21 protein-coding genes and 1 other RNA gene are annotated in these 23,414 nt (G+C 65.2%); 5 read left to right on the forward strand and 17 right to left on the reverse strand.

Translation table 11 applies throughout. The features are described 5' to 3' along the window. Positions 1-23: 23 nt before the first annotated feature. Positions 24-947: a histone deacetylase family protein gene (locus SB771_RS31655; RefSeq protein WP_006750743.1), complete on the reverse strand. Its 924-nt coding sequence runs from the start codon at positions 945-947 to the stop codon at positions 24-26. A 43-nt stretch (positions 948-990) separates the two neighbouring features. Between SB771_RS31655 and mltB the strand changes: the two genes are divergently transcribed. Next, a complete protein-coding gene (gene mltB / locus SB771_RS31660; RefSeq protein ID WP_175705033.1) occupies positions 991-2,337 on the forward strand; it encodes a lytic murein transglycosylase B in 1,347 nt (448 codons plus the stop codon). Between the two features lie 78 nt (positions 2,338-2,415). Here mltB and cysM read toward each other — a convergent pair whose 3' ends face one another. From cysM to gyrA, 16 genes are all read right to left on the reverse strand, one after another. Then, positions 2,416-3,318, reverse strand: a complete 903-nt coding sequence (cysM, locus tag SB771_RS31665) for a cysteine synthase CysM (RefSeq protein ID WP_011656285.1) — start codon at positions 3,316-3,318, stop codon at positions 2,416-2,418. 192 nt (positions 3,319-3,510) lie between these two features. Beyond that, the gene (locus tag SB771_RS31670; protein WP_006750746.1) at positions 3,511-3,855 is read right to left on the reverse strand and encodes a ComEA family DNA-binding protein; all 345 of its coding nucleotides are present in this window, start codon (positions 3,853-3,855) and stop codon (positions 3,511-3,513) included. A gap of 73 nt (positions 3,856-3,928) precedes the next feature. Further along, complete coding sequence (gene rfaD / locus SB771_RS31675; RefSeq protein ID WP_166722807.1) at positions 3,929-4,921, reverse strand: ADP-glyceromanno-heptose 6-epimerase; 993 nt, start codon at positions 4,919-4,921, stop codon at positions 3,929-3,931. Positions 4,922-4,976: 55 nt separating this feature from the next. After that, on the reverse strand, positions 4,977-5,927 hold the full coding sequence (gene rfaE1, locus SB771_RS31680) for a D-glycero-beta-D-manno-heptose-7-phosphate kinase (protein ID WP_175661015.1): 951 nt from the start codon (positions 5,925-5,927) through the stop codon (positions 4,977-4,979). Positions 5,928-5,934: 7 nt separating this feature from the next. Continuing rightward, positions 5,935-7,335, reverse strand: coding sequence for a UDP-glucose dehydrogenase family protein (locus tag SB771_RS31685; RefSeq protein WP_175661014.1), 1,401 nt, complete (start codon positions 7,333-7,335; stop codon positions 5,935-5,937). Between the two features lie 90 nt (positions 7,336-7,425). After that, on the reverse strand, positions 7,426-8,598 hold the full coding sequence (gene lapB, locus SB771_RS31690; RefSeq protein WP_175661013.1) for a lipopolysaccharide assembly protein LapB: 1,173 nt from the start codon (positions 8,596-8,598) through the stop codon (positions 7,426-7,428). 53 nt (positions 8,599-8,651) lie between these two features. Then, a complete protein-coding gene (locus tag SB771_RS31695) occupies positions 8,652-8,945 on the reverse strand; it encodes a lipopolysaccharide assembly protein LapA domain-containing protein (RefSeq protein ID WP_006750751.1) in 294 nt (97 codons plus the stop codon). Positions 8,946-9,155: 210 nt separating this feature from the next. Next, positions 9,156-9,479: an integration host factor subunit beta gene (locus SB771_RS31700; RefSeq protein WP_006750752.1), complete on the reverse strand. Its 324-nt coding sequence runs from the start codon at positions 9,477-9,479 to the stop codon at positions 9,156-9,158. A 22-nt stretch (positions 9,480-9,501) separates the two neighbouring features. Further along, positions 9,502-11,214, reverse strand: coding sequence for a 30S ribosomal protein S1 (gene rpsA, locus SB771_RS31705; protein WP_034183438.1), 1,713 nt, complete (start codon positions 11,212-11,214; stop codon positions 9,502-9,504). A 141-nt stretch (positions 11,215-11,355) separates the two neighbouring features. Beyond that, positions 11,356-12,042 carry a (d)CMP kinase gene (gene cmk / locus SB771_RS31710; protein ID WP_006750754.1) on the reverse strand — a complete coding sequence of 229 codons (687 nt, stop codon included), beginning with the start codon at positions 12,040-12,042 and terminating at the stop codon, positions 11,356-11,358. A gap of 13 nt (positions 12,043-12,055) precedes the next feature. Continuing rightward, complete coding sequence (gene aroA / locus SB771_RS31715) at positions 12,056-13,360, reverse strand: 3-phosphoshikimate 1-carboxyvinyltransferase (RefSeq protein ID WP_105833411.1); 1,305 nt, start codon at positions 13,358-13,360, stop codon at positions 12,056-12,058. 13 nt (positions 13,361-13,373) lie between these two features. Continuing rightward, positions 13,374-14,300, reverse strand: coding sequence for a prephenate dehydrogenase/arogenate dehydrogenase family protein (locus SB771_RS31720; protein ID WP_175661012.1), 927 nt, complete (start codon positions 14,298-14,300; stop codon positions 13,374-13,376). A 186-nt stretch (positions 14,301-14,486) separates the two neighbouring features. Then, positions 14,487-15,569: a prephenate dehydratase gene (gene pheA, locus SB771_RS31725; protein WP_011656277.1), complete on the reverse strand. Its 1,083-nt coding sequence runs from the start codon at positions 15,567-15,569 to the stop codon at positions 14,487-14,489. Between the two features lie 34 nt (positions 15,570-15,603). Then, positions 15,604-16,686, reverse strand: a complete 1,083-nt coding sequence (serC, locus tag SB771_RS31730; RefSeq protein ID WP_175661011.1) for a 3-phosphoserine/phosphohydroxythreonine transaminase — start codon at positions 16,684-16,686, stop codon at positions 15,604-15,606. Between the two features lie 161 nt (positions 16,687-16,847). Continuing rightward, positions 16,848-17,447 (reverse strand): DUF2059 domain-containing protein, encoded by a 600-nt coding sequence (locus SB771_RS31735; RefSeq protein WP_006750759.1) that lies wholly within the window; start codon positions 17,445-17,447, stop codon positions 16,848-16,850. Positions 17,448-17,530: 83 nt separating this feature from the next. After that, positions 17,531-20,134 (reverse strand): DNA gyrase subunit A, encoded by a 2,604-nt coding sequence (gene gyrA, locus SB771_RS31740; RefSeq protein ID WP_011656274.1) that lies wholly within the window; start codon positions 20,132-20,134, stop codon positions 17,531-17,533. A gap of 538 nt (positions 20,135-20,672) precedes the next feature. Between gyrA and ompA the strand changes: the two genes are divergently transcribed. The 4 genes from ompA (at position 20,673) to ssrA (ending at position 23,311) form a co-directional block, all read left to right on the forward strand. After that, positions 20,673-21,341, forward strand: coding sequence for an outer membrane protein OmpA (gene ompA / locus SB771_RS31745; RefSeq protein ID WP_006750761.1), 669 nt, complete (start codon positions 20,673-20,675; stop codon positions 21,339-21,341). A gap of 154 nt (positions 21,342-21,495) precedes the next feature. Continuing rightward, positions 21,496-22,194, forward strand: a complete 699-nt coding sequence (gene ubiG, locus SB771_RS31750) for a bifunctional 2-polyprenyl-6-hydroxyphenol methylase/3-demethylubiquinol 3-O-methyltransferase UbiG (protein WP_011656273.1) — start codon at positions 21,496-21,498, stop codon at positions 22,192-22,194. Between the two features lie 13 nt (positions 22,195-22,207). After that, entirely contained in the window at positions 22,208-22,924 is a 717-nt protein-coding gene (gene gph, locus SB771_RS31755; RefSeq protein WP_175661010.1) for a phosphoglycolate phosphatase, read from the forward strand. A gap of 17 nt (positions 22,925-22,941) precedes the next feature. Further along, positions 22,942-23,311, forward strand: a transfer-messenger RNA (tmRNA) gene (gene ssrA / locus SB771_RS31760). Positions 23,312-23,414: the final 103 nt, after the last annotated feature.

Here is a 23,414-nt window from a genome sequence, read left to right on the forward strand (position 1 = left end):
CGCGCGGCCGCGCTGCCTGCCGGTCAAATGCCGGCCAGCACGCGCAGGTGCGCGACGACGCTGCGGCCGAGCGCGGACAGGTTGTAGCCGCCCTCGAGACAGCTCACGATGCGGCCCTGCGCATGTCGGCGCGCGACGTCGACGACCTGCGCGGTCAGCCATTCGAAATCAGCCTCGACGAGGCCGAGGTTGCCGATGTCGTCCTCGCGATGCGCATCGAAACCGGCCGACACGAACAGCATCTGCGGCTTGAACGCGTCGAGACGCGGCAGCCAGAACATGTCGACCGCTTCGCGGATCGCCATCCCGTTGCTGCGTGCCGGCATCGGCAGGTTGACCATGTTCGGCGCCTGGTGATCGGCGCCCGAGAACGGGTACAGCGGATGCTGGAAGAAGCTGCACATCAGCACGCGCTCGTCGTTCGCGAACGCGGCTTCGGTGCCGTTGCCGTGATGCACGTCGAAATCGATGATCGCGACGCGCTCGATGCCGTGGACGTCGAGCGCATGCCGCGCGGCGATCGCCACGTTGTTGAAGAAGCAGAAGCCCATCGCCCGCGCGGGTTCCGCGTGATGGCCGGGCGGCCGCACGCTGCAGAACGCATTCGCGTAGCGGCCTTCGATCACCGCGTCGGTCGCCGCGATCGCCGCGCCGGCCGCCCGCAGCGCGGCGCGCCACGTGTCGCGGTTCATCAGCGTGTCGGGATCGATCTCGACGTAGCCGTCGACGGGCGTCATGCTGCGGATGTAGTCGATATGGGCCTGCGTATGCACGCGGCCCAGCGCCACCTCGCTCGCGAACGGGGCGGTTTCGTGCACGATCAGGTCGTCGATACGGCTCGCGATCAGCTGATCCTGGATCGCCGACAGTCGGGCCGGGCATTCCGGATGCCATTCCCCCATCTCGTGCAGCATGCAATCGGGGTGCGTATAGAAGGCGGTTGCCATAAGCTGTCATCCGCGACGCAAGGTGCGCCACGAGTCTCCATCAATGATGTCCATCGTCTGCCGCGAATTCGCCGCTAACTTACCACAACGGTGCGCTGCATCGCCCCGGCACGCAGGGTGCGTCGGGTATACTGCGCCGAACCCCATCGCCCTGTCAGCCCGCTTCGACATGAATTCCAGCAAGCCTGCCGCCCTTCTCTCCGCACTGTCGCGCGTTCGCGTTCCGCTCGTTGCCGCTGCCGTCGCCGCTACGCTGGCCGCCGCACCCGCCGTCGCGCAGACGCAGCCTGCGAAGTCCTCCGGCACGCGCGTCGCGCAGGAGCAATCGCAGCAGCAGCCGTCGCAAGGCCAGACCTTCGAAGAGGAAATCGTTCCGCAGCGTTACGCGAACAACGCGAAGGTCGATGCGTTCATCGACGAGATGGTGAGCCGCAACGGCTTCGATTCCGCGAGCCTGCATGCGCTGTTCTCGCGCATCAGCTACTCGGCCACCGCCGTGAAGCTCGTGAAGCCGGCACCGACGCCTTCGGTGAAGAACTGGAGCGTCTATCGTTCGCGCTTCATCGAGCCGATCCGCATCAACGCGGGCGTGAAATTCTGGAAGGCGAACCAGGCGACGCTGCAGCGCGCGTCACGGGAATTCGGCGTGCCGCCCGAAGTGATCGTCGGCATCATCGGTGTCGAAACGATCTACGGCCGCTACATGGGCAACTTCCGCGTGCTCGATACGCTGACCACGCTCACGTTCGACTATCCGGACACGCCGAATCGCGACAGCCGCCAGGCAACGTTCCGCAAGAACCTCGAGGACTTCCTGGTCTGGACTCGCGACAACCAGCTCGACCCGACCACCGTGCTCGGCTCGTACACGGGCGCGATCGGCATCCCGCAGTTCCTGCCGAGCAGCATCCGCCAGTATGCGGTCGACTACGACGGCGGCCACGTCGATCTGCGCAGCAGTCCTGCCGATGCGATCGGCAGCGTCGCGAACTACCTGAAGCAGCATGGCTGGGAGACCGATCGCCCGGTGGTCTGGCGCATCACGCCCGACACGGGCAGCCTCGGCATCGCGCAGGCAGCGGCGGACGGTCAGCCCGAGCCGCACTGGGCGCTGTCGCAACTGCTGCGCGCCGGCCTGACCCTCAACGAGCCGACGGTCAACATCACCACCGAAGGCGGCACGCCGGTCACCGTGGTCGACCTGCCGTCGCCGGGACGCGCGACCGAATACATGCTCGGCCTGAAGAATTTCTACGTGCTGACGCGCTACAACCGCAGCTTCTTCTATGCGCTCACCGTGTACCAGCTCGGCGAAGCCGTGAAGGCGCAGATGGAAGCGAGCGGCGCGCTGCCGCTGCCTGCCGCGGATACGGAGACGCCGGCGCAGTAATCAACGGCCCGCGCAAAGAAAAAAACGCCGCTCATGCGGCGTTTTTTTATCGTTCGACGCTGCGGACGCCGATCGGGCTCAGGCAGGAAATACACCGGTCGACAGATAGCGGTCGCCGCGATCGCAAACGATGAACACGATCGTCGCGTTCTCGACCTGGCGGGCGATGCGCATCGCGACTTCGCATGCGCCGCCCGACGAAATGCCGGCAAAGATGCCTTCGACGGCCGCGAGCCGACGCGCCATCGTTTCCGACGCGGCCTGGCTCACGCTCTCGACGCGATCGACGCGGCTGCGATCGAAGATCGTCGGCATGTAGGCTTCCGGCCATTTGCGAATGCCCGGAATGCGCGACCCTTCTTCCGGCTGCGCGCCGACGATCTCGATCGCCGGATTCTGTTCCTTCAAATAGCGCGACGTGCCCATGATCGTGCCCGTCGTGCCCATCGCCGATACGAAGTGCGTGATGCGCCCTTCGGTGTCGCGCCAGATCTCCGGGCCCGTTCCTTCGTAGTGCGCGACCGGATTGTCGGGGTTCCCGAACTGATCGAGGATCACGCCCTTGCCTTCGCGCTGCATCTGCTCCGCGAGGTCGCGCGCCAGTTCCATCCCGCCCTTTACCGGCGTCAGGATGATTTCGGCGCCGTAAGCGGCCATGCTCTGGCGACGCTCGACCGACAGATCCTCGGGCATGACCAGCACCATCTTGTACCCACGGATGGCCGCGGCCATCGCGAGCGCGATGCCCGTGTTGCCGCTCGTCGCCTCGATCAGCGTATCGCCCGGCTTGATGCGACCGCGCGCCTCGGCCTTGCTGATCATCGACAGCGCCGGGCGATCCTTCACGGACCCCGCCGGATTGTTGCCTTCCAGCTTGGCGAGCACCACGTTGTTGCGTGCGCGAATCTCGTCGTCCGGCAGGCGGACCAGTTGCACGAGCGGCGTGTTGCCGATCGTGTCTTCGATAGTTTTGTAAGCCATGGAGATACCGTGAGTGCGAGGCCGATCAATCAATCGATTGTAAACCAGCGCGGGGGCGCGCGCCGGCAACCCCATCGCGACGATGGAATAGGTCTGCCGCATGACGCATGACGCATGACGCAAAAAACCCGCGGCATGCCGCGGGAAGCCGTCGCAAGACGGCGACTGAAGGAGCCTTTCGTCTGGTGTGCGTTACTTCTGCGCGGTGCGAGCGGGCGCCGCGGCAGGTTTCGCCGCAGCGGGCTTGCCGGCGGCCGGGGCCGTCGCGACCGAACCGGCCGCGCCGATCGTCAACCCTTCCTGCTGAAGGCGCTCGACCGTATGGCCGCCCATGCCTTTCACACGCGACGCGAGATCTTCTGCATTCCTGAACGGGCCGCGTGCGCCGCGCTCGTCGAGAATCGCCTTTGCCCGCGCGGGACCGATGCCCTTGATGCCGACGAGTGCATCTTCATTCGCGGTGTTGACGTCGACGGCCGCCCATGCCGACGCGATCGCGCCGAGCATCGCGGCCGCGGCAAACCATTTTTTGATCATGTGCTGGATCTCCGATGAAAACGATCGGCGGCTGCCGACCGTGAGACCCAGTCTAGCGACGCAGCGCGTGCGTTTAAACCTGGCCGGACAGCCAACGCACGTAGCGGTCGACACCTTCCTGCACCGTCAGGAACGGCGCATCGTAGCCCGCACCACGCAGCTTCGTCTGGTCGGCCTGCGTGAAGCACTGGTACTTGCCGCGCAGCGCGTCGGGGAACGCCACGTATTCGATCAGCCCTTGCTCGACCTGCTGCGCGAGCGTCAGCGGCGGCAGGTTGTCGAGCGCGCGCAACGTGTTCACGACCGTCGATGCGACGTCGTTGAACGGTTGCGCACGGCCGGTGCCGAGGTTGAAGATGCCCGACTTCTCCGGATGATCGAAGAAGAACAGGTTCACTTTCGCGACGTCCTCGACCGACACGAAGTCGCGCGTCTGCTCGCCCGGCGCATAACCGTTGTACTCGCCGAACAGCTTGACCTTGCCTTCCGCGCGGAACTGGTTGAAGTTGTGGAATGCGACCGATGCCATGCGGCCCTTGTGCGTCTCGCGCGGGCCGTACACGTTGAAGTAGCGGAACCCGGCGATCTGGCTCTTCGCGCTCGGCAGCACGCGGCGGATCACCTGGTCGAACAGGAACTTCGAATAGCCGTAGACGTTCAGCGGCGCCTCGACCTCGCGCTCCTCGACGAACCGCGTCGAGCCGCCGTAAGTCGCGGCCGACGACGCGTACAGGAACTGCGCGCCCTGCGCGAGACATGCATCGAGCACCGCGCGGCTGTAGCGGAAGTTGTTGTCCATCATGTAGCGGCCGTCGGTTTCCATCGTGTCCGAACAGGCGCCTTCGTGGAACACCGCGCGTACCTTGCCGAAATCGCCGCGCGTGAAGCGCTCGACGAATTCCGTCTTGTCGAGATAGTCGTCGATCTCGCAATCGACGAGGTTGCGGAACTTGTCCGCGCGCGTCAGATTGTCGACCGCGATGATGCGCGACTCGCCGCGCTCGTTGAGCGCCTTGACGATGTTCGCGCCGATAAAACCGGCTGCGCCGGTGACGATGATGGTCATGATCGTTCTGCCTGAAAAATTACGAGACATCCGTGCGGCGCGCCGCCGAATGCGCTCAGTGAAACAGTTCGTCGTAGTCTACCGTGGCCGTACCGAGCTTGCCGACCACGATGCCTGCCGCACGGTTCGCGAGCACGACGGCATCGACGAGCGGCACGCCGGCGCCGAGCATCGTCGCGACCGTCGCGATCACGGTATCGCCCGCGCCGGACACGTCATACACCTCGCGCGCGAGCGCCGGGGCATGCAGTTCGCCGTTGGCGGAAAAAAGCGTCATCCCCTCTTCCGAACGCGTGAGCAGCAGCGCGTCGAGATCGAGATCCGCACGCAGCCTGGCGACGCGCGCGCGCAGGTCGTCTTCCGATTGCCACTGACCGACGACTTCGCGCAGCTCGGCGCGGTTCGGCGTGATCAGCGACGCGCCGCGATAGCGCGCCCAGTCGCCGCCCTTCGGATCGACGAGCACCGGCTTGCCGGCCGCGCGGGCCTTGTCGATCATCGTCGTCACGTGTGTCAGCCCGCCTTTCGCGTAATCCGACATCAGCACGACGTCGTGCTGCGGCAGCAGTGTATCGAAACGCGCGAGCCCCGCGAGCAACACCTCGTGCTTCGGCATCGCCTCGAAGTCGACCCGCAACAACTGCTGCTGACGCGCGAGCACGCGCAGCTTGATCGTCGTCGGCAGCGACGCATCGCGCTCGAGATGAGGCGTCACGCCGCTGCTGTCGAGCAACTCGACAATCCGCTCGCCCGGTTCGTCACAGCCGACCACGCACAAGAGCCCGGCCTGACCGCCGAGCGTCACGGCGTTGCGCGCGACGTTGGCCGCGCCGCCGAGGCGCTCCTCCTGACGCTGCACATGCACGACGGGCACCGGCGCTTCCGGCGAAATGCGGTCGACGTTGCCGAACCAGTAGCGGTCGAGCATCACGTCCCCGACGACGAGCACGCGCGAACCCGCGAGCTGCGCACGCGGTACCGGCACCACTTCTCGAAGGGTAGTCATCGTGCGTTCATCCACGGGAGGAAGACTGGGGAGCGACATGCGGACGCCCGATCGCATGGTAGTCGATGCCGAGTTCGGCCATCGCGTCCGGCTCGTACAGGTTGCGCCCGTCGAAGATCACCGGCGCCTTCAGCTCGGCCTTCAGGCGCGTGAAATCCGGGCTCCTGAATTCCTTCCACTCGGTGACGATCACGAGCGCATCCGCGGCGATCACGGCTGCGTCCTGGGTATCGACGAAATGGAGGCGCGCAAGCGCGTCGGAAGCCTCGCCAAGATCGAGCGCGAACACACGGCGCGCTTCGTCGATCGCGACCGGATCGTACGCGCGCACGGTCGCGCCACGCTCGAGCAGCGCGGCGATCAGCCGGCGGCTCGGCGCCTCGCGCATGTCGTCGGTATTCGGCTTGAACGCGAGGCCCCAGACCGCGAACTCGCGACCGCTCAGATCCGCGCCGAAGCGCTGCTCGATCTTGCCGATCAGCACGTCCTTCTGCGCGGAGTTGGCGGCCTCGACGGCCTCCAGGATGCGCAGCGGCTGGCCGTTTTCGCCCGCGGTGCGGATCAGCGCCTGCACGTCCTTCGGGAAGCACGAGCCGCCGTAACCGACGCCCGCGTACAGGAAGTGATAGCCGATGCGCGGATCGGAGCCGATCCCGCGGCGCACGGCTTCGATGTCGGCGCCGACCTTGTCGGCGAGATTCGACATCTCGTTCATGAACGAGATACGCGTGGCGAGCATCGCATTCGCCGCATACTTGGCGAATTCCGCCGAACGCACGTCCATGTAGATCGTGCGCTCGTGGTTGCGGTTGAACGGCGCATACAGCTTCTTCATCTTTTCGCGCGCCACCGTGCCCGTCTCGTCGTCGTCGACGCCGATGATGATGCGGTCCGGGCGCATGAAGTCCTCGACTGCCGCGCCTTCCTTCAGGAATTCAGGATTCGATACGACCGAGAACCGGTGCGCGACGCTGCCCGCGAGCCCGCGGGCGCCGAGCGCCTCGTCGACCACCGCACGCACGCGCTGCGCGGTGCCGACCGGCACCGTCGACTTGTCGACGATCACCTTGAAACCCGTCATGTGACGGCCGATGTTGCGCGCGGCCTCGAGCACGTATTGCAGGTCGGCCGAGCCGTCCTCGTCGGGCGGCGTGCCGACCGCGATGAACTGGATCTCGCCGTGCGCGACGCTCGCCGCGATGTCGGTCGAGAAGCGCAGACGTCCCGCCGCGCGGTTGCGCGCAATGATGTCCAGCAGGCCCGGTTCGTGAATCGGCATCCCGCCGTTGTTCAGGATGTCGATCTTGCGCGGATCGACATCCAGGCAAAAGACGTCGTGGCCGATCTCGGCGAGACAGGAGCCCGTGACAAGACCGACATAGCCGGTGCCGATGATGGTGATTTTCATAGATGTTCCGGTACGTCCCGGTAATTGACTAACTTGGCCGCCGGGCCGGACCCGGCGGCAACCGCAGCGCGTCGGCGCCGCACGCCGGGATCAGCCCGGCATCGCAGGTTCGACGCGGCGCGGCGCATAGGTTTCCCAGCCGCTGCAACCGGGGCACTGCCAGTAGAAGAGCCGTGCCCGGAAACCGCAATTCTGGCACGTATAGCGTGGCAGATTCTTGGTGCGCTGCTTGATCAGCGCGCGCATCATTTCAAGTTCCTTACGGCGCGGCTCGTCGGCCGCCGCGATCTGCGCGTCGAGCAGGTGCAGCATGCCGGACAGGTTCGGCGACTTCTCCATCTGCGTGCGTGCGAGCGTATGCGCGGCCTCCTGGCCGCGCAACCCCGCGATGTGCTGATACGCGATTTCGAGCAGGTCGTTCGACGGATAACGCTCGACATAGCCCATCAGCAGCTCGGCGCCCTCGACCGGCTTGCCGAGCGCGACATAGGCCTTCATCAGCTTGTCGGCGACGAGCGGCAGATACGCCGGATTCTGCGCTTCGACGCGCTTCCAGTGCTCGATCGCGGCCGCGTGATCGGCCGCCGCCGCCGCCGCGTCGCCGGACAGTATCGTCGCGCGCACGTTCTGCGGGTTCGCGGCAAGCGCGAGCTTCAGCTGTTCGGCCGCTGCCGCGGCGTCCTTGCGCTGCAGCGCGTCCTGCGCGAGTTCGCAGTGGAACTGCGCGATTTCGATGGCGAGCGGCTTGTCGCTCATCGACTCGATCCGCTTCGCGGTATCGATCGACTTGTTCCAGTCCTTCTCGATCTCGTAGATCGTCAGCAGCGCCCGCTGCGCACCCAGCGCGTAGTCGCCGTCGGCGAGCCGGTGGAAGGCCTCTTCGGCACGATCGAGCAGGCCGGCTTTCAGAAAATCCTGGCCGAGTTCATACAGCGCGTGGTCGCGCTCGTTCACCGGCAGGTCCGTGCGACTCAGCAGATTCTGGTGCACGCGGATCGCACGGTCCGTTTCACCGCGGCGGCGAAACAGGTTGCCGAGCGCGAAGTGCAGTTCGACCGTCTCCGGGTCGAGCTTCGCGACCTCGATGAACGCGTCGATCGCCTTGTCCGGTTGTTCGTTCAACAGAAAGTTCAGGCCGCGGAAATACGATCGCGGCAGGTTGGCGCTCTCCGACAGGAGGTTCTTCAGGTCATAGCGTGACGCCGCCCAGCCGAGCGCGAACGCCACCGGAATTGCGAGCAACCACCAGAAATCCAGATCCATGCGAAATATCGAAGCAGAGACGAAAACCGCGCGGGATTCGCGCGGCGTCCGTATTAAATGACGGGCGGCATCGGCGGCTGATCGACGACGACCGGGGTTTCGCGCACCGCGCGCAGGTCGCGCTTCAGGCGCCCGTTCTCGAGGCGCAGACGGAAGATCGCCGGCAGCGCGGACAGCAGGCCGGCCAGCAGACCCACGACGAAGAACGCGAGGCCGATCAGGATCAGCGGCGCTTGCCATGCGTAGCCGGCAAGGAAATTCAGCGTCGCGGTTTGCGTATTGGCCAGTGCGAGCACCAGCAGCAGCACGAACACCAATACCCGGATCAGCCAGACGATAAACTTCATGTAGCCCTCTCTTTGTTGAGGTTTGCCGTGACGCGCGACTCCCCTTCGCGACGCCGAATCGACCCGTATTGTAAAGGAAGCGTTTCCGCGTCACCGCACATCCTGCGGATGCGCGTTGCCACACGGCCGCCGAAAACGAAAAAAGCGCCCGCTAGGGGCGCTTTTTTCTTCAGCCTTCGCCGGACAGGTTCCGGGCAAGCCGAACGACGCTCAACGCTCGTCGTCCGGATCATCAGCTTTCAGCGGCTCGCCGGCGCGGCCGTCGACGCGTTCGCGCAATTCCTTGCCGGGCTTGAAGTGAGGCACGAACTTCTCGGGCACCTGCACTTTCTCCCCCGACTTCGGGTTGCGTCCGACGCGCGCCGGGCGACGGTTGAGGCCGAAGCTGCCGAAACCCCGAATTTCGATGCGATGCCCTTTCGACAGGGCGTCGGACATCGCATCGAGCATCGTTTTCACCGCGAAATCCGCATCCTTGAGGACAAGTTGCGGAAATCGCAGTGCCAGCTGCGCGACCAACTCGGATTTGGTCATACTTCAGCAGACCTCGTGAGGCTTACTGGTTCTGGCCGTCGAGCTTCGCCTTCAGCAGCGCGCCGAGGTTGGTCGTACCGGTCGCGGCAGCGCTGGAGTCGGACTGCAGGCCGCGGATCGCTTCCTGTTGTTCAGCCGAATCCTTCGCCTTGATCGACAGGTTGATGCCACGCGACTTGCGATCGATGTTGATCACCATCGCGTTGACCTTGTCGCCTTCCTTCAGCACGTTGCGTGCGTCTTCGACGCGATCCTGCGAGATTTCCGATGCGCGCAGGTAGCCTTCGATGTCGCCCGTCAGCGTAATGACAGCGCCCTTCGCATCGACCGTCTTCACCACGCCGTCGACGATCGAACCCTTGTCGTTCATTGCAACGTAGTTGCTGAACGGGTCGCCTTCGAGCTGCTTGATGCCGAGCGAAATACGCTCCTTCTCGACGTCGATACCGAGCACGATTGCTTCGACTTCGTCGCCCTTCTTGTACTTGCGAACGGCTTCTTCGCCGGCTTCGCTCCACGACAGGTCCGACAGGTGGACCAGGCCGTCGATGCCGCCCGGCAGACCGATGAACACGCCGAAGTCGGTGATCGACTTGATTGCGCCCGTGATCTTGTCGCCCTTCTTGAAGTTGCGGCTGAAGTCATCCCACGGATTCGGCTTGCACTGCTTCATGCCGAGGCTGATACGACGACGGTCTTCGTCGATCTCGAGGACCATGACTTCGACTTCGTCGCCCAGCTGGACAACCTTCGACGGAGCAACGTTCTTGTTGGTCCAGTCCATTTCCGACACGTGGACGAGGCCTTCGATGCCCGATTCCACTTCGACGAATGCGCCGTAGTCGGTGATGTTCGTGACCTTGCCGAACAGGCGCGTGCCCGACGGGTAACGGCGCGAGATGCCTTCCCACGGATCGTCGCCCAGTTGCTTGATGCCCAGCGAGACGCGGTTCTTCTCTTGGTCGAACTTGAGGATCTTCGCGGTGACTTCCTGGCCAACCGACAGGACTTCGCTCGGGTGACGCACACGACGCCATGCGATGTCGGTGATGTGCAGCAGGCCGTCGATGCCGCCGAGGTCGACGAACGCGCCGTAGTCGGTGATGTTCTTGACCACGCCGTTGACGATCGCGCCTTCCTTCAGCGTCTCGAGCAGCTTCGCGCGCTCTTCGCCCTGGGTTGCTTCGATCACTGCACGACGCGACAGCACGACGTTGTTACGCTTGCGATCGAGCTTGATCACGCGGAACTCGAGCGTCTTGCCTTCGTACGGGGTCGTGTCCTTGACCGGACGCGTGTCGACCAGCGAACCCGGCAGGAACGCGCGGATGCCGTTGACCATCACGGTCATGCCGCCCTTCACCTTGCCGGTGATCGTGCCGGTGACGAGTTCGTTGTTGTCGAGGGCCTTTTCCAGCGACAGCCACGATGCAAGGCGCTTCGCCTTGTCGCGCGACAGGATCGTGTCGCCGTAGCCGTTTTCGAGTGCGTCGATCGCGACGGACACGAAATCGCCCGACTGCACCTCAACCTCGCCCTGATCGTTCAGGAATTCCTCGATCGGAATGTAAGCCTCGGACTTCAGGCCTGCATTGACGACCACGAAGTTGTGGTCGACGCGCACGACTTCGGCGGAAATCACTTCGCCGGCGCGCATGTCTTGACGGGTCAGCGACTCTTCGAACAGAGCCGCAAAGGATTCGGTATTCGGGGTGGAGGTTTGCAGGTCGGACATAAAAATCTGATTGTGCATGGATCGCTGTGCGCCACGCCGGCCGAAATGGCAGGCTGAAAGGGCCAGATCGAATCCACACGGGGTTAAGGGTTCGAAACACGCTTCGCGCTCAAGCGCGAAGCACCTACAACACCCGCCTTTTCAGGCGGGCTGGCCAAGCGCCCGGTACCACTGCAGCACCTGGTCGACAGCTTCATCGACCGAAAGCGCCGACGTATCGAGCAGCTCGGCATCTGCCGCGGGCTTCAGTGGCGCCGCTGCGCGATTGCTGTCGCGCGCGTCACGTTCACGAAGATCCCGGAGCAAGTCATCTATATTAGCAGAAAAACCTTTTTGCATCAATTGCTTATGCCGTCTGGCCGCGCGTGCCTCGGCGCTGGCCGTCAGGAACACCTTCAGCACGGCGTCCGGGAAGATCACGGTGCCCATGTCGCGCCCGTCGGCGACGAGGCCCGGCGTCTTGCGGAACGCGCGCTGGCGCGCGACCAGCGCGGAGCGCACCGGCCCGTGCACGGCAATCGCCGACGCGCGGTTGCCGACCGCTTCGGCGCGAATGTCGTTCGACACGTCGACGCCGTCGAGCTGCGCGCAGCCCTCGCGGAACGTGATGTGAAGATCGTCGATCAGCTTCACGAGCGCATCGATGTCCTCCGCCGCGATGCCGTAGCGCACGCTCGCGAGCGCCGCGAGGCGGTACAGCGCGCCGCTGTCGAGCAGGTGGAAGCCGAGATGCGCGGCGACGAGCGCCGCGACGGTCCCCTTGCCGGAAGCAGTCGGGCCGTCGATCGTGATGACGGGGGTCGGGTGAAAGGGTCGGGTCGATTTCATCGGGTGAGTCGGGTCAGGCTTTGGCGAGCGCGGCGAAGCGGTCGAAATAGTCGGGGAACGTCTTGCCGACGCACTTCGGATCGTTGATCCGCACGGGCACGCCGCCCAGGCTGACGAGCGAGAAGCACATCGCCATGCGGTGATCGTCGTACGTGTCGATCGCGGCATTCGGCGTGAGCCGTTGCGGCGGCGTGACGACCAGATAGTCGGCACCTTCCTCGACGATCGCGCCGACCTTGCGCAGCTCGGTCGCCATCGCCGCGATGCGGTCGGTTTCCTTCACGCGCCAGCTCGCGATATTGCGCAGCGTGCTCGTGCCGCTCGCGAACAGTGCCGCGACCGCGATGGTCATCGCCGCGTCGGGAATCAGGTTGAAGTCCATGTCGATCGGATCGAGCTTGCCGTGGTCGTGGCCGATGCCGCGCACCTCGATCCAGTCGTCGCCCATCGACACGTTCGCCCCCATCTGCATCAGTGCATTCGCGAAGCCGACGTCGCCCTGGATGCTCGCGCGCCCCACGCCCTCGACACGCAGCGGACCGCCGCCGAGCGCGCCGGCCGCGAGGAAGTACGAGGCCGACGACGCATCGCCCTCGACCATGATGCGGCCCGGCGACCGGTAGCGGACGCCGGCCGGCACGACGAAGCGCTGCCAGCCGTCGCGCTCGACGGTCACGCCGAAGCGCTCCATCAGCCGGATCGTGATGTCGATGTACGGCTTCGAGATCAGCTCGCCGTCGATTTCGACGACGGTCCTGCCATCCTTCGCCTTCACGAGCGGCAGCGTCATCAGCAGCGCGGTGAGGAACTGGCTCGACACGTCGCCGCGCACGCGGATCGGCGCGTCGACCGAGATCGTCCCGGGCTTGATCCGCAGCGGCGGAAAGCCTTCGTTCTGCTCGTAGTCGATCTGCGCGCCGATCTGGCGCAGGCCGTCGACGAGGTCGCCGATCGGCCGCTCGTGCATGCGCGGCACGCCGTGCACGCGATAGTCGCCGCCGTTGATCGCGAGCGCCGCCGTCAACGGTCGCACCGCCGTGCCCGCATTGCCGAGGAACAGGTCGGCAGTCTTCGCGGTGAACGCGCCGCGCGTGCCGGTGACGACACAAGTGTCGCCGTCGCGCGCGAGCTTCACGCCGAGCTTGCCGAGCGCATCGAGCATCACGCGCGTGTCGTCGGAATCCAGCAGGTTGGTGATCGTCGTGTCGCCTTCGGCAAGCGCCGCGAGCAGCAGCACGCGGTTCGAGATGCTCTTCGAGCCGGGCAGGCGCACGGTGCCCGAAGCGCTGGAATACGGGCCGAGATCGAGATAGTCCATGGGAATCGTCCTGTTATTTCTTGACCGGTTCGGCAGCGGGCTGCGCGCCGCGCTCCTGCCATGCCTTGCGTGCGGCGCGCGAGCGCGTGAACACGGCTTCGAGCGCCGCGCCGTCGCCGGCGTCGATCGCAGCACGCAGCCGTGCGAGCACGCGCGTGTAGCCGTCGAGCTCGTCGAGCAGCGCCGCGCGATTCGCGACGCACACGTCGCGCCACATTTCCGGACTCGACGCCGCGATCCGCGTGAAGTCGCGAAAGCCGCCCGCCGCATACGAGAATTTCAGTTCGGCATCCGCCTCGCCGAGAATCTGCTCGACGAGCGCGAACGACAGCACGTGCGGCAGATGACTGATCGACGCGAACACGCGATCGTGCTGCTCGGTACTCATCGTGCGCACATCGGCGCCGGTCGCCCGCCACATCGCGTCGATCCGCGCAACCGAGGCCGGCGCGTTCTCCGGCAGCGGGCACAGCACGACGTTGCGGCCGACGTACAGATCGGGCAGCGCGGCTTCGACGCCGCTCGACTCGCGCCCGGCGATCGGATGCCCCGGCACGAACTGCGCGATCCGCGCACCGAGCGCTGCGCGCGCGGCCGCGACGACATCGGACTTCGTGCTGCCCGCGTCGGTGACGATCGTCGCGGCGTCGAGCCACGGCGCGATGCGCGCGAGCAGCGGGCCCGTTTGCGCGACCGGGGCGGCCAGCAGCACGAGATCGGCGCCGGCCAGTGCGTCGCGCAGTTGCGCGTCGTCGTCGAGCGCCGCCGCGCGGTCGATCACGCCGAGTGCCAGCGCGCGGTCGACCGACGCACGCGAACGACCGACGCCGACGACTTCACCCGCGCCGCCCGGCGCGCGCTCGCGCAGTGCGCGCGCCAGCGATCCGCCGATCAGGCCGACGCCGAAAATGACCAGTTTGTTGAATGCAAAGCCTGACACGACAAGAGCCAAGTGACGCGCGCGGAACGACGCCCCGCGCACGGAAGTCCAGATCCCGGGCAACGGGCCCGCACCCGGCGCGCCCTGCACCGGATACCGCCCGAGCCCGCCTTCGGCAGTGCCACCCGGCCTGCCCTGCCCGCTGCACCCGCCGCCCGCGCGGTGCGGGTGACGGGCCGCCGCGCGTCAGCGCGCGCGCGGATACGAACCGAGTATCTTCAGGAACGCGGCCTTCTGGCCGAGCTCCGCGAGCGCGGCGGCCACCGCCGCTTCGTCCCGGTGCCCTTCGATGTCGATGTAGAAGTAATACTCCCACGTGCCGACGCGCGCCGGACGCGACTCGAAGCGCGTCATCGACACGCCGTGCCGCGCGAGCGGTTCGAGCAGCTTGAACACCGCGCCCGGCTCGTTCTTCACCGACACGATCAGCGACGTCTGGTCATGACCGCTCTGCCCGGCCGGCTCCTTGCCGATGATCACGAAGCGCGTGCGGTTGTGCGGATCGTCCTGGATCAGCGAGAACGCGATCTGCAGCCCGTAGTGCGCGGCCGCGCGATCGCCGGCGATGGCCGCGACGCTCGGGTCGGCCGCCGCGAGGCGCGCGGCCTCCGCGTTGCTCGACACCGCTTGCCGCTCGAGCTGCGGCGCGTTCGCGGCAAGCCACTGCTGGCATTGCGCGAGCGCCTGCGCATGCGCGCAGACGCGCGTGACGCCGTCGAGCGTGCCGCTCTGCGTGAGCAGGTTGTGATGGATCGGCAGCGCGAGCTCGCCGCTGATCAGCAACTGGGTTTGCAGCAGCAGATCGAGCGTGCGCGACACGGCGCCTTCGGTCGAATTCTCGACGGGCGCGATGCCGAATGCGGCCGCACCGGCCTCGACCGAGCGGAACACCTCGTCGATCGACGGACACGGCAGCCCTTCGATCGACTGGCCGAAATACTCGAACATCGCCTGTTCGCTGTACGTGCCGACCGGCCCGAGGAATGCGACGTGGATCGTCTGCTCGAGCGCGCGGCTCGCGGCCATGATCTCGCGCCAGATGGCGCTGATGTGCTCGCCCGCGAGCGGCCCCGCGCTCATGTCCTGCAGGCGCGCGATCACCTGCAGCTCGCGCTCCGGCCGAAACACCGGCGCGTTGAAATGCTTCTTGACCTCGCCCACCTCGAGCGCCACCGCGGCGCGCTGGTTGAGGAGCGCGATCAGCTGCGCGTCGATCGCATCGATGCGGTCGCGCAGCGGTTTCAGGCGGGAATTCAGTTCGTCGTCCATGCGTAGTTGCCGTGCTGTTTGAACAGCGTCGCGCTCAGGCGCCGCGCTGTTCGAAGTCCTTCATGTACTCGACGAGCGCCTTCACGCCCTCGAGCGGCACCGCGTTGTAGATCGACGCCCGCATGCCGCCGACGGACTTGTGGCCCTTCAGCTGCAGCAGCCCGCGCGCCTTTGCGCCGGCAAGGAAGTCTTCATTGCGCGTTTCGTCGGCCAGGAAAAAGGGTACGTTCATGCGCGAACGCACCGCCGGCTCGACCTTGTTCAGGTAGAAGCCGCTCGCATCGATCGTGTCGTAGAGCAGCTTCGCCTTCTCGGTATTGCGGGCCTCGATCGCCTCGAGGCCACCCTGCCGCTTCAGCCACTGGAACACGAGGCCCGCGATGTAGATCGCATAGGTGGGCGGCGTGTTGTACAGCGAGTTGTTCGCGGCGACGGTCTTCCATTCGAATGCGGACGGGCAGATCGACAGCGCGCGATCGAGCAGATCCTCGCGAACGATCACGACCGTCACGCCGGCCATCCCGATGTTCTTCTGCGCGCCGCCGAACAGCACGCCGTACTTCGCGACGTCCATCGGGCGCGACAGGATGTGCGACGACACGTCCGCGACGAGGGGGACGTCGCCGAGGTCGGGAATCTCGAACGTCTCGACGCCGTCGATCGTCTCGTTCGTGCACAGATGCACGTACGCCGGATCGTCCGACAGTTGCCACTCGGCGCGGGCGGGCGCGCGCGTGAAACCGTCCGCCGTCTTGCCCGATGCGGCCAGATGCGGCGTGCCGTATTTCTTCGCTTCGTTGAACGACTTCTGCGACCACGAGCCCGTCACGACGAAGTCGGCGGTCTTGCGCGAACCGAGCAGGTTCATCGGCACGATCGCGTTCTCGGCAATGCCGCCGCCCTGCAGGAACAGGATCCGGTGGCTGGCCGGCACCTCGAGCAGCTCGCGCAGGTCGGCCAGCGCCGCCTCGTGGATCGACATGAATTCCTTGCCGCGATGGCTCATCTCCATCACGCTCATGCCGCTGCCGTGCCAGTCGAGCATTTCGTCGGCGGCCTGCCGCAGCACTTCCTCGGGCAGCGCCGCAGGACCGGCGGAGAAATTAAAGACGCGCATCGTGAAAACCTCGGGAGGGACGCGACCGGCTTGCCGCCGGCAGTAAGAACCGCGCCAGAAAAGGAATGGCCGCTTGCGCTCGCGCGCAAACGGCCATTATCGCACTGTCATCAGGCTCCCGCCAAACCCGGCCGAATGGCCGGGCGGCGTGCCCGGACGGCTTACTTGCCCGGCTTGACTGCCGCGACTTCCTTGTCAGCCTGCGCGCGCGTCGCCTGGATCGCTTGCGGCATGTACTTCTGCATCAGGCCGTTGACCACGTCGCGACCGACCTGATCCTGAACCTGGATGAACTTGCGGCCCGTCGGGCTCTTGTAGAACGTCGTCAGATCCTTGATCTCCGACGTGCTGTAGTACTTCGCGTAGGCGTCGTACTGAGCCGACATCGCGTCGCTCTGGAACTGCTGCGTGCCGAACACCTTGCCCGCGCCGTCAACCAGCTTCGGCACCGCGTTCTTCTGCAGCGACGGCACGGCCGCCTGCTTCTGCTTGTCGTTCAGCGACTTGTTTTCCGACAGCGCGTCCGACAGGATCGCCGGCACGAGCTGCTTTGCCTGCATTTCGGCGCTGTTGCCGATAGCCGACACGAGCTTCGGCGCGTCGATCGCGTCGAGCAGATCCTTGATCGCAGCCTTCTTGTCGGCGTCGATCGGCGCAGCTGCCGCGGTCGCAGCCGGTGCGGAATTCGACAGCGCTTGCGCCATCGCGAACGTCGGCACCAGTGCAGCCAGCAGAACCAGTTGCTTGAATTGCTTTTGCATCATCACTCCCTTTTGGAAATATGAATGGTTGCTCGCCGACCGCGGCGCGTAGCGCCCGCGGCGGCTCGAGTCTCATCCGTTATTCAGGCTTCGCCGTCCGACGCCTCGTCGGCCTCGCCTTCGCCCTCTTCGGCTTCCGCGACCTGCTGCAGGCCGGAGAGCTTGGTACCCTCATCGAGACTGATGAGTGTAACACCTTGCGTAGCGCGCCCCATCTCGCGTATCTCGGAAACGCGGGTACGAATCAACACGCCGGCAGTCGTGATCAGCATGATCTGATCCTCGGCGTCGACGAGCGTCGCGGCCACGACCTTGCCGTTGCGCTCGGACGTCTGGATCGCGATCATCCCCTTCGTGCCGCGGCCGTGACGCGTGTACTCGGCGATCGGCGTGCGCTTGCCGTAGCCGTTCTCGGTCGCGGTGAGCACGGTCTGCTCCTCGCTGCCGGCGACCAGCAGCGCGATGACCTGCTGGCCGTCTTCGAGCTGCATGCCGCGCACGCCGCGCGCCTCGCGCCCCATCGGGCGCACGTCGTTCTCGTCGAAGCGCACGGCCTTGCCGGAGTCGGAGAACAGCATCACGTCATGCGCGCCGTCGGTGATCGACGCGCCGATCAGATAGTCGCCCTCGTCGAGGCCAACCGCGATGATGCCCTTCTTCATCGGGCGGCTGAATGCCTCGAGCGGCGTCTTCTTCACGGTGCCGAGCGACGTCGCCATGAACACGAACTTGTCGGCCGAGAATTCCTTGACCGGCAGCACGACGTTGATCTTCTCGCCTTCCTGCAGCGGGAACATGTTGACGATCGGGCGGCCGCGCGAGTTGCGCGAGCCCTGCGGCACTTCATAGACCTTGACCCAGTACACGCGGCCGCGGTTCGAGAAGCACAGGATGTAATCGTGCGTGTTCGCGATGAACAGCGTCTCGATCCAGTCGTCTTCCTTCATCTGCGTCGCCTGCTTGCCGCGACCGCCGCGCTTCTGCGCGCGATACTCGGACAGCGGCTGCGACTTCACGTAGCCCGCGTGCGACATCGTGACGACCATGTCCTGCGGCGTGATCAGGTCTTCCGTATTCAGTTCGGTCGCGTTCAGCTCGATGCGCGAGCGGCGTGCGTCGCCGAATTCGGCCTTCACCGACGTCAGCTCGTCGCCGATCATCGTCGTGATCCGCTCCGGGCGCGCGAGGATGTCCAGCAGGTCGGCGATCTGTGCCATCACTTCGCGGTACTCGCCGATGATCTTGTCCTGCTCGAGACCGGTCAGGCGTTGCAGACGCATCTGCAGGATTTCCTGCGCCTGCGTGTCGGACAGGCGATACAGCCCGTCGGTCTGCATCCCGAACGCGGGGTTCAGGCCTTCCGGACGATACGCGGAGCGGCCGCCCGCCGACGCGTTCTCGGTCTCGGCGCGCGTGAGCATCTCGCGCACGAGCGACGAATCCCACGGCTTCGCCATCAGTTCCTGCTTCGCGATCGGCGGCGTCGGCGCGGCCTTGATGATCGCGATGAACTCGTCGATGTTCGCGAGCGCGACCGCGAGACCTTCGAGCACGTGGCCGCGTTCGCGGGCCTTGCGCAGTTCGTAGATCGTGCGGCGCGTCAGCACTTCGCGTCGGTGCGACAGGAAGCACTGCAGGATTTCCTTCAGGTTCAGCAGCTTCGGCTGGCCGTCGACCAGCGCGACCATGTTCATGCCGAACGTGTCCTGCAGCTGCGTCGCCTTGTACAGGTTGTTCAGCACGACTTCCGGCACTTCGCCGCGCTTGAGCTCGATCACGACGCGCATGCCGCTCTTGTCGGACTCGTCGCGGATGTCGGAGATGCCCTCGAGCTTCTTCTCGTTGACGAGCTCGGCGATCCGCTCGAGCAGCGAGCGCTTGTTCACCTGGTACGGCAGCTCGTCGACGATGATCGCCATCCGCTGGCCGCGGTCGATCTCCTCGAAGTGCGTGGTGGCGCGCATCACGACGCGGCCGCGGCCGGTGCGATAGCCGTCGCGCACGCCGGCGACGCCGTAGATGATGCCGGCCGTCGGAAAATCCGGGGCCGGAATGATCTCGATCAGCTCGTCGATCGTCGCTTCGGAATTGTTCAGCAGGTGCTGACAAGCGTCGACGACTTCGTTCAGGTTGTGCGGCGGGATGTTGGTCGCCATGCCGACCGCGATGCCCGACGAGCCGTTGATCAGCAGGTTCGGAATGCGCGACGGCAGGACCGCCGGCTGCATTTCGTTGCCGTCGTAGTTCGGCTCGAAGTCGACCGTTTCCTTGTCGATGTCGGCGAGCAGCTCGTGACCGATCTTCGCCATGCGAATTTCGGTGTAACGCATCGCCGCGGCATTGTCGCCGTCGATCGAGCCGAAGTTGCCCTGCCCGTCGATCAGCATGTAGCGCAGCGAGAAGTCCTGCGCCATCCGGACGATCGTGTCGTACACCGCGGTATCGCCGTGCGGGTGATACTTACCGATCACGTCACCGACGATACGCGCCGATTTCTTGTACGCGCGGTTCCAGTCGTTGTTCAGTTCGTGCATCGCGAACAGTACGCGCCGGTGCACGGGCTTCAGGCCATCGCGGACATCCGGAAGGGCACGTCCGACGATCACGCTCATCGCGTAATCGAGATACGAACGGCGCATTTCCTCCTCAAGGGAGGTGGGCAGGGTCTCTTTGGCGAATTGATCCATGTATCCGTATCGTTTCGGAGCGAAGACGGCGACCGCCTTTCGCGTGGGCGCTGCATGCGCAACGCAACGCGAGATTCTAACATGCGCCCATCGGCCGCCAGTTCGCCACCCCCTCTATATGTAAACAGCAAGAAACGTCGTCACGCGCGGGCCGCCCCCGTCCCAGCCCTGATCCCGCCCCTTCACTGCGCCGCGCGGCCGCACGAATCACTGACGCGCACGCGAGTAAACATATGCAGCCTTTCGCGCAATTTCGCCGACACGCCCTTGACAATCCCTAAAAGTTACGGCAGGTCGGTGTTGCGCATGCACCACAAACGTCGAGGCGATCTTGGGGTGGGGAGGATTTTTTTTCGTAGGAAGGGAACGATATGGCAAAATGCCAACGCACTGGAAGTTAGACGCTGCTCGAAGTCTACACAGAGCGGTGCCGCGTTTTTTGTGCCGCACCAATGTTATACTTCGAGCAATGTATGACTTGTCACCGTCAACAGGCTCGCAGTAAACCTGCGGTAATCTCAATTTCGAGAGGAGAAATATGAATAAACTTTCAAAGCTCGCGTTCATTGCAGCTACCGCAGTTATGGCTGCATCCGCTTCGGCACAGTCGGTGCCGGCGTCGCGTCAAGCCGTCAACGACAACTGGGTGAACGGCACGGGCGAATGGGTGTGGATGAACGGCACGAACGAGCTCTGCTGGCGTGACGCGTTCTGGACGCCGGCCACCGCCAACGCAAAGTGCGATGGCGCACTGGTCGCCCAGGCACCGCAGCCGCCGGTCGCCCCGGTCGCTCCGGCCATCTCGAGCCAGAAGATCACGTACCAAGCCGACGCACTGTTCGACTTCGACAAGGCAACGCTCAAGCCGCTGGGCAAGCAGAAGCTGGACGAACTGGCTTCGAAGATCCAGGGCATGAACACGGAAGTGGTCGTCGCAACGGGCTACACGGACCGCATCGGTTCGGACAAGTACAACGACCGTCTGTCGCTGCGCCGTGCGCAAGCAGTCAAGTCGTACCTGGTCAGCAAGGGTGTCCCGGCCAACAAGATCTACACGGAAGGCAAGGGCAAGCGCAACCCGGTCACGACGGGCTGCAACCAGAAGAACCGCAAGCAACTGATCGCCTGCCTCGCACCGGATCGCCGCGTGGAAGTGGAAGTGGTCGGTACGCAAGAAGTCCAGAAGACGACCGTTCCGGCGCAGTAAGCCACGGTTTTCGACTGCTTCAAAGCCCCGCTCCGGCGGGGCTTTTTCGTTGCCGCCCGTCCACGTGCTCGTCGCTTCGCCGCTCGCCCGCATCTTATATACTCGGGGCTGACGCACCGTTGCACCGCCCTCCTCCCGTAGCCCGTTTGCCGACATGACCAACGCCGATCCGCACGAACTCCAGAAATTCAGCGACCTCGCCCATCGGTGGTGGGATCCGAATGCCGAATTCAAGCCCTTGCACGAGCTGAACCCGGTCCGGCTCGGCTGGATCGATGCGCATGCGCACCTGGCCGGCAAGCGCGCGCTCGATATCGGTTGCGGCGGCGGCATCCTGTCCGAATCGATGGCCGGGCTCGGCGCGCAGGTCAAAGGCATCGACCTGTCGACCGAGGCGCTCGGCGTCGCGGATCTGCACAGCCTGGAAAGCGGCGTCACGGTCGACTACGAGGCGATCGCCGCCGAAGCGCTCGCCGAACGCGAGCCGGGCACCTACGACGTCGTCACGTGCATGGAGATGCTCGAGCACGTGCCGTCGCCGGCCGGCATCGTCTCTGCGTGCGCCACGCTCGTCAAACCGGGCGGCTGGGTGTTCTTCTCGACGCTGAACCGCAACCTGAAGTCGTACCTGTTCGCGGTGATCGGCGCGGAATACATCGCACGAATGCTGCCGAAGGGTACCCACGACTACGCGCGCTTCATCCGGCCGTCGGAACTGGCGAGCTTCGTGCGCGGCACCGATCTGCACATCGTGGAGATCAAGGGCATTACCTATCACCCGATCGGCAAGCGCTTCGCGCTGTCGAACGACACCGACATCAACTATCTCGTCGCGTGCCGCCGCGGCGCGTGACCTTCCAACCGGCATGACGACTCCCCTTTCGACCGGGCGGGCCGCGCTCGACGAGCCGCGCCTGCTGCACTGCGCTGCGGTGCTGTTCGACCTCGATGGCACGCTCGCCGACACGGCGCCCGATCTCGCCGCTGCCGTCAACAAGATGCAGCGCGTGCGCGGCCTGCCCGAAACACCGCTCGACGTGCTGCGCCCACTGGCATCGGCCGGTGCGCGCGGCCTGCTCGGCGGCGCGTTCGGCATCGACCCGCAATCGCCCGGCTACGACGCGATGCGCGACGAGTTCCTGGCCAATTACGCGACGGACATCTGCGTGCACACGACGCTGTTCCCCGGCATCGGCGACGTGCTCGACGAACTCGATACACGCGGCGTGCGCTGGGGCATCGTCACGAACAAGGTGATGCGCCTCACCGCACCGCTCGCCGACCTGCTTGGGCTGGCGCGACGCGCGGCCTGCATCGTCGGGGGCGACACAACGCCGCACTCGAAACCGCATCCGGCCCCGCTGCTGCATGCGGCCGAACAAATGACGCTCGCGCCGGAACGCATCGTCTACGTGGGCGACGATCTTCGCGACATCCAGGCCGGCAGCGCGGCAGGCATGGCGACGGTCGCGGCCGCCTATGGTTATTGCGGCGACGGCGCCGCGCCGGGCGACTGGCAGGCGCAGCATCTCGTCGGCTCGACGCAGGAACTACGCGAACTGCTGCGCGATGTTGGGCTATAATGATCGATCTGATCCGCGGGGGCGACCTGGTTTCGACAGGGGTTGTGAAGCGGCTAGGGCATGTCGAGGACCCGTCACCTCGTTAATCAATGGGAAAATCGTAACTGCAAACGACGATACGTTCGCACTGGCAGCCTAACGGCCGCCGTCCTCTGCCTAGTTCACTGACGGGCTAGTGTCGCAAGACCGGTAGCAATACCGCCAGAGGTCATTTACGTCAGTTAAGCCCTGTCGGCGTCGCGACGCCAGGGTCGAAAATCTAGCGAATCGCCGTAGTGCAGCGTGTTCGTCCGCGTCGCTGCGGTTAAATCAAATGACTGAACTAAACATGTAGAACTAGTCGTGGAGCGCTTCTGGACGCGGGTTCGATTCCCGCCGCCTCCACCAAATTCCGCGCTTGACGCACAAACCCCGCACGACGCGAGTCTGCGGGGTTTTTTGTTGCCGGCGAAACCGTACGTCCCGCGCGTTACCGAAAAAGCGCCCAGCC

The sequence above is a fragment of the Burkholderia sp. SIMBA_051 genome (assembly GCF_046534915.1).
GTDB classification, from domain to species: domain Bacteria; phylum Pseudomonadota; class Gammaproteobacteria; order Burkholderiales; family Burkholderiaceae; genus Burkholderia; species Burkholderia ambifaria.

What these genes read in the sequence shown, in the direction of transcription:
- SB771_RS31655 (WP_006750743.1), bottom strand. Translation starts at nt 947, where the DNA reads ATGGCAACCGCCTTCTATACGCACCCCGATTGCATGCTGCACGAGATG.
- mltB (WP_175705033.1), top strand. Translation starts at nt 991, where the DNA reads ATGATGTCCATCGTCTGCCGCGAATTCGCCGCTAACTTACCACAACGG.
- cysM (WP_011656285.1), bottom strand. Translation starts at nt 3,318, where the DNA reads ATGGCTTACAAAACTATCGAAGACACGATCGGCAACACGCCGCTCGTG.
- SB771_RS31670 (WP_006750746.1), bottom strand. Translation starts at nt 3,855, where the DNA reads ATGATCAAAAAATGGTTTGCCGCGGCCGCGATGCTCGGCGCGATCGCG.
- rfaD (WP_166722807.1), bottom strand. Translation starts at nt 4,921, where the DNA reads ATGACCATCATCGTCACCGGCGCAGCCGGTTTTATCGGCGCGAACATC.
- rfaE1 (WP_175661015.1), bottom strand. Translation starts at nt 5,927, where the DNA reads ATGACTACCCTTCGAGAAGTGGTGCCGGTACCGCGTGCGCAGCTCGCG.
- SB771_RS31685 (WP_175661014.1), bottom strand. Translation starts at nt 7,335, where the DNA reads ATGAAAATCACCATCATCGGCACCGGCTATGTCGGTCTTGTCACGGGC.
- lapB (WP_175661013.1), bottom strand. Translation starts at nt 8,598, where the DNA reads ATGGATCTGGATTTCTGGTGGTTGCTCGCAATTCCGGTGGCGTTCGCG.
- SB771_RS31695 (WP_006750751.1), bottom strand. Translation starts at nt 8,945, where the DNA reads ATGAAGTTTATCGTCTGGCTGATCCGGGTATTGGTGTTCGTGCTGCTG.
- SB771_RS31700 (WP_006750752.1), bottom strand. Translation starts at nt 9,479, where the DNA reads ATGACCAAATCCGAGTTGGTCGCGCAGCTGGCACTGCGATTTCCGCAA.
- rpsA (WP_034183438.1), bottom strand. Translation starts at nt 11,214, where the DNA reads ATGTCCGACCTGCAAACCTCCACCCCGAATACCGAATCCTTTGCGGCT.
- cmk (WP_006750754.1), bottom strand. Translation starts at nt 12,042, where the DNA reads ATGAAATCGACCCGACCCTTTCACCCGACCCCCGTCATCACGATCGAC.
- aroA (WP_105833411.1), bottom strand. Translation starts at nt 13,360, where the DNA reads ATGGACTATCTCGATCTCGGCCCGTATTCCAGCGCTTCGGGCACCGTG.
- pheA (WP_011656277.1), bottom strand. Translation starts at nt 15,569, where the DNA reads ATGGACGACGAACTGAATTCCCGCCTGAAACCGCTGCGCGACCGCATC.
- serC (WP_175661011.1), bottom strand. Translation starts at nt 16,686, where the DNA reads ATGCGCGTCTTTAATTTCTCCGCCGGTCCTGCGGCGCTGCCCGAGGAA.
- SB771_RS31735 (WP_006750759.1), bottom strand. Translation starts at nt 17,447, where the DNA reads ATGCAAAAGCAATTCAAGCAACTGGTTCTGCTGGCTGCACTGGTGCCG.
- gyrA (WP_011656274.1), bottom strand. Translation starts at nt 20,134, where the DNA reads ATGGATCAATTCGCCAAAGAGACCCTGCCCACCTCCCTTGAGGAGGAA.
- ompA (WP_006750761.1), top strand. Translation starts at nt 20,673, where the DNA reads ATGAATAAACTTTCAAAGCTCGCGTTCATTGCAGCTACCGCAGTTATG.
- ubiG (WP_011656273.1), top strand. Translation starts at nt 21,496, where the DNA reads ATGACCAACGCCGATCCGCACGAACTCCAGAAATTCAGCGACCTCGCC.
- gph (WP_175661010.1), top strand. Translation starts at nt 22,208, where the DNA reads ATGACGACTCCCCTTTCGACCGGGCGGGCCGCGCTCGACGAGCCGCGC.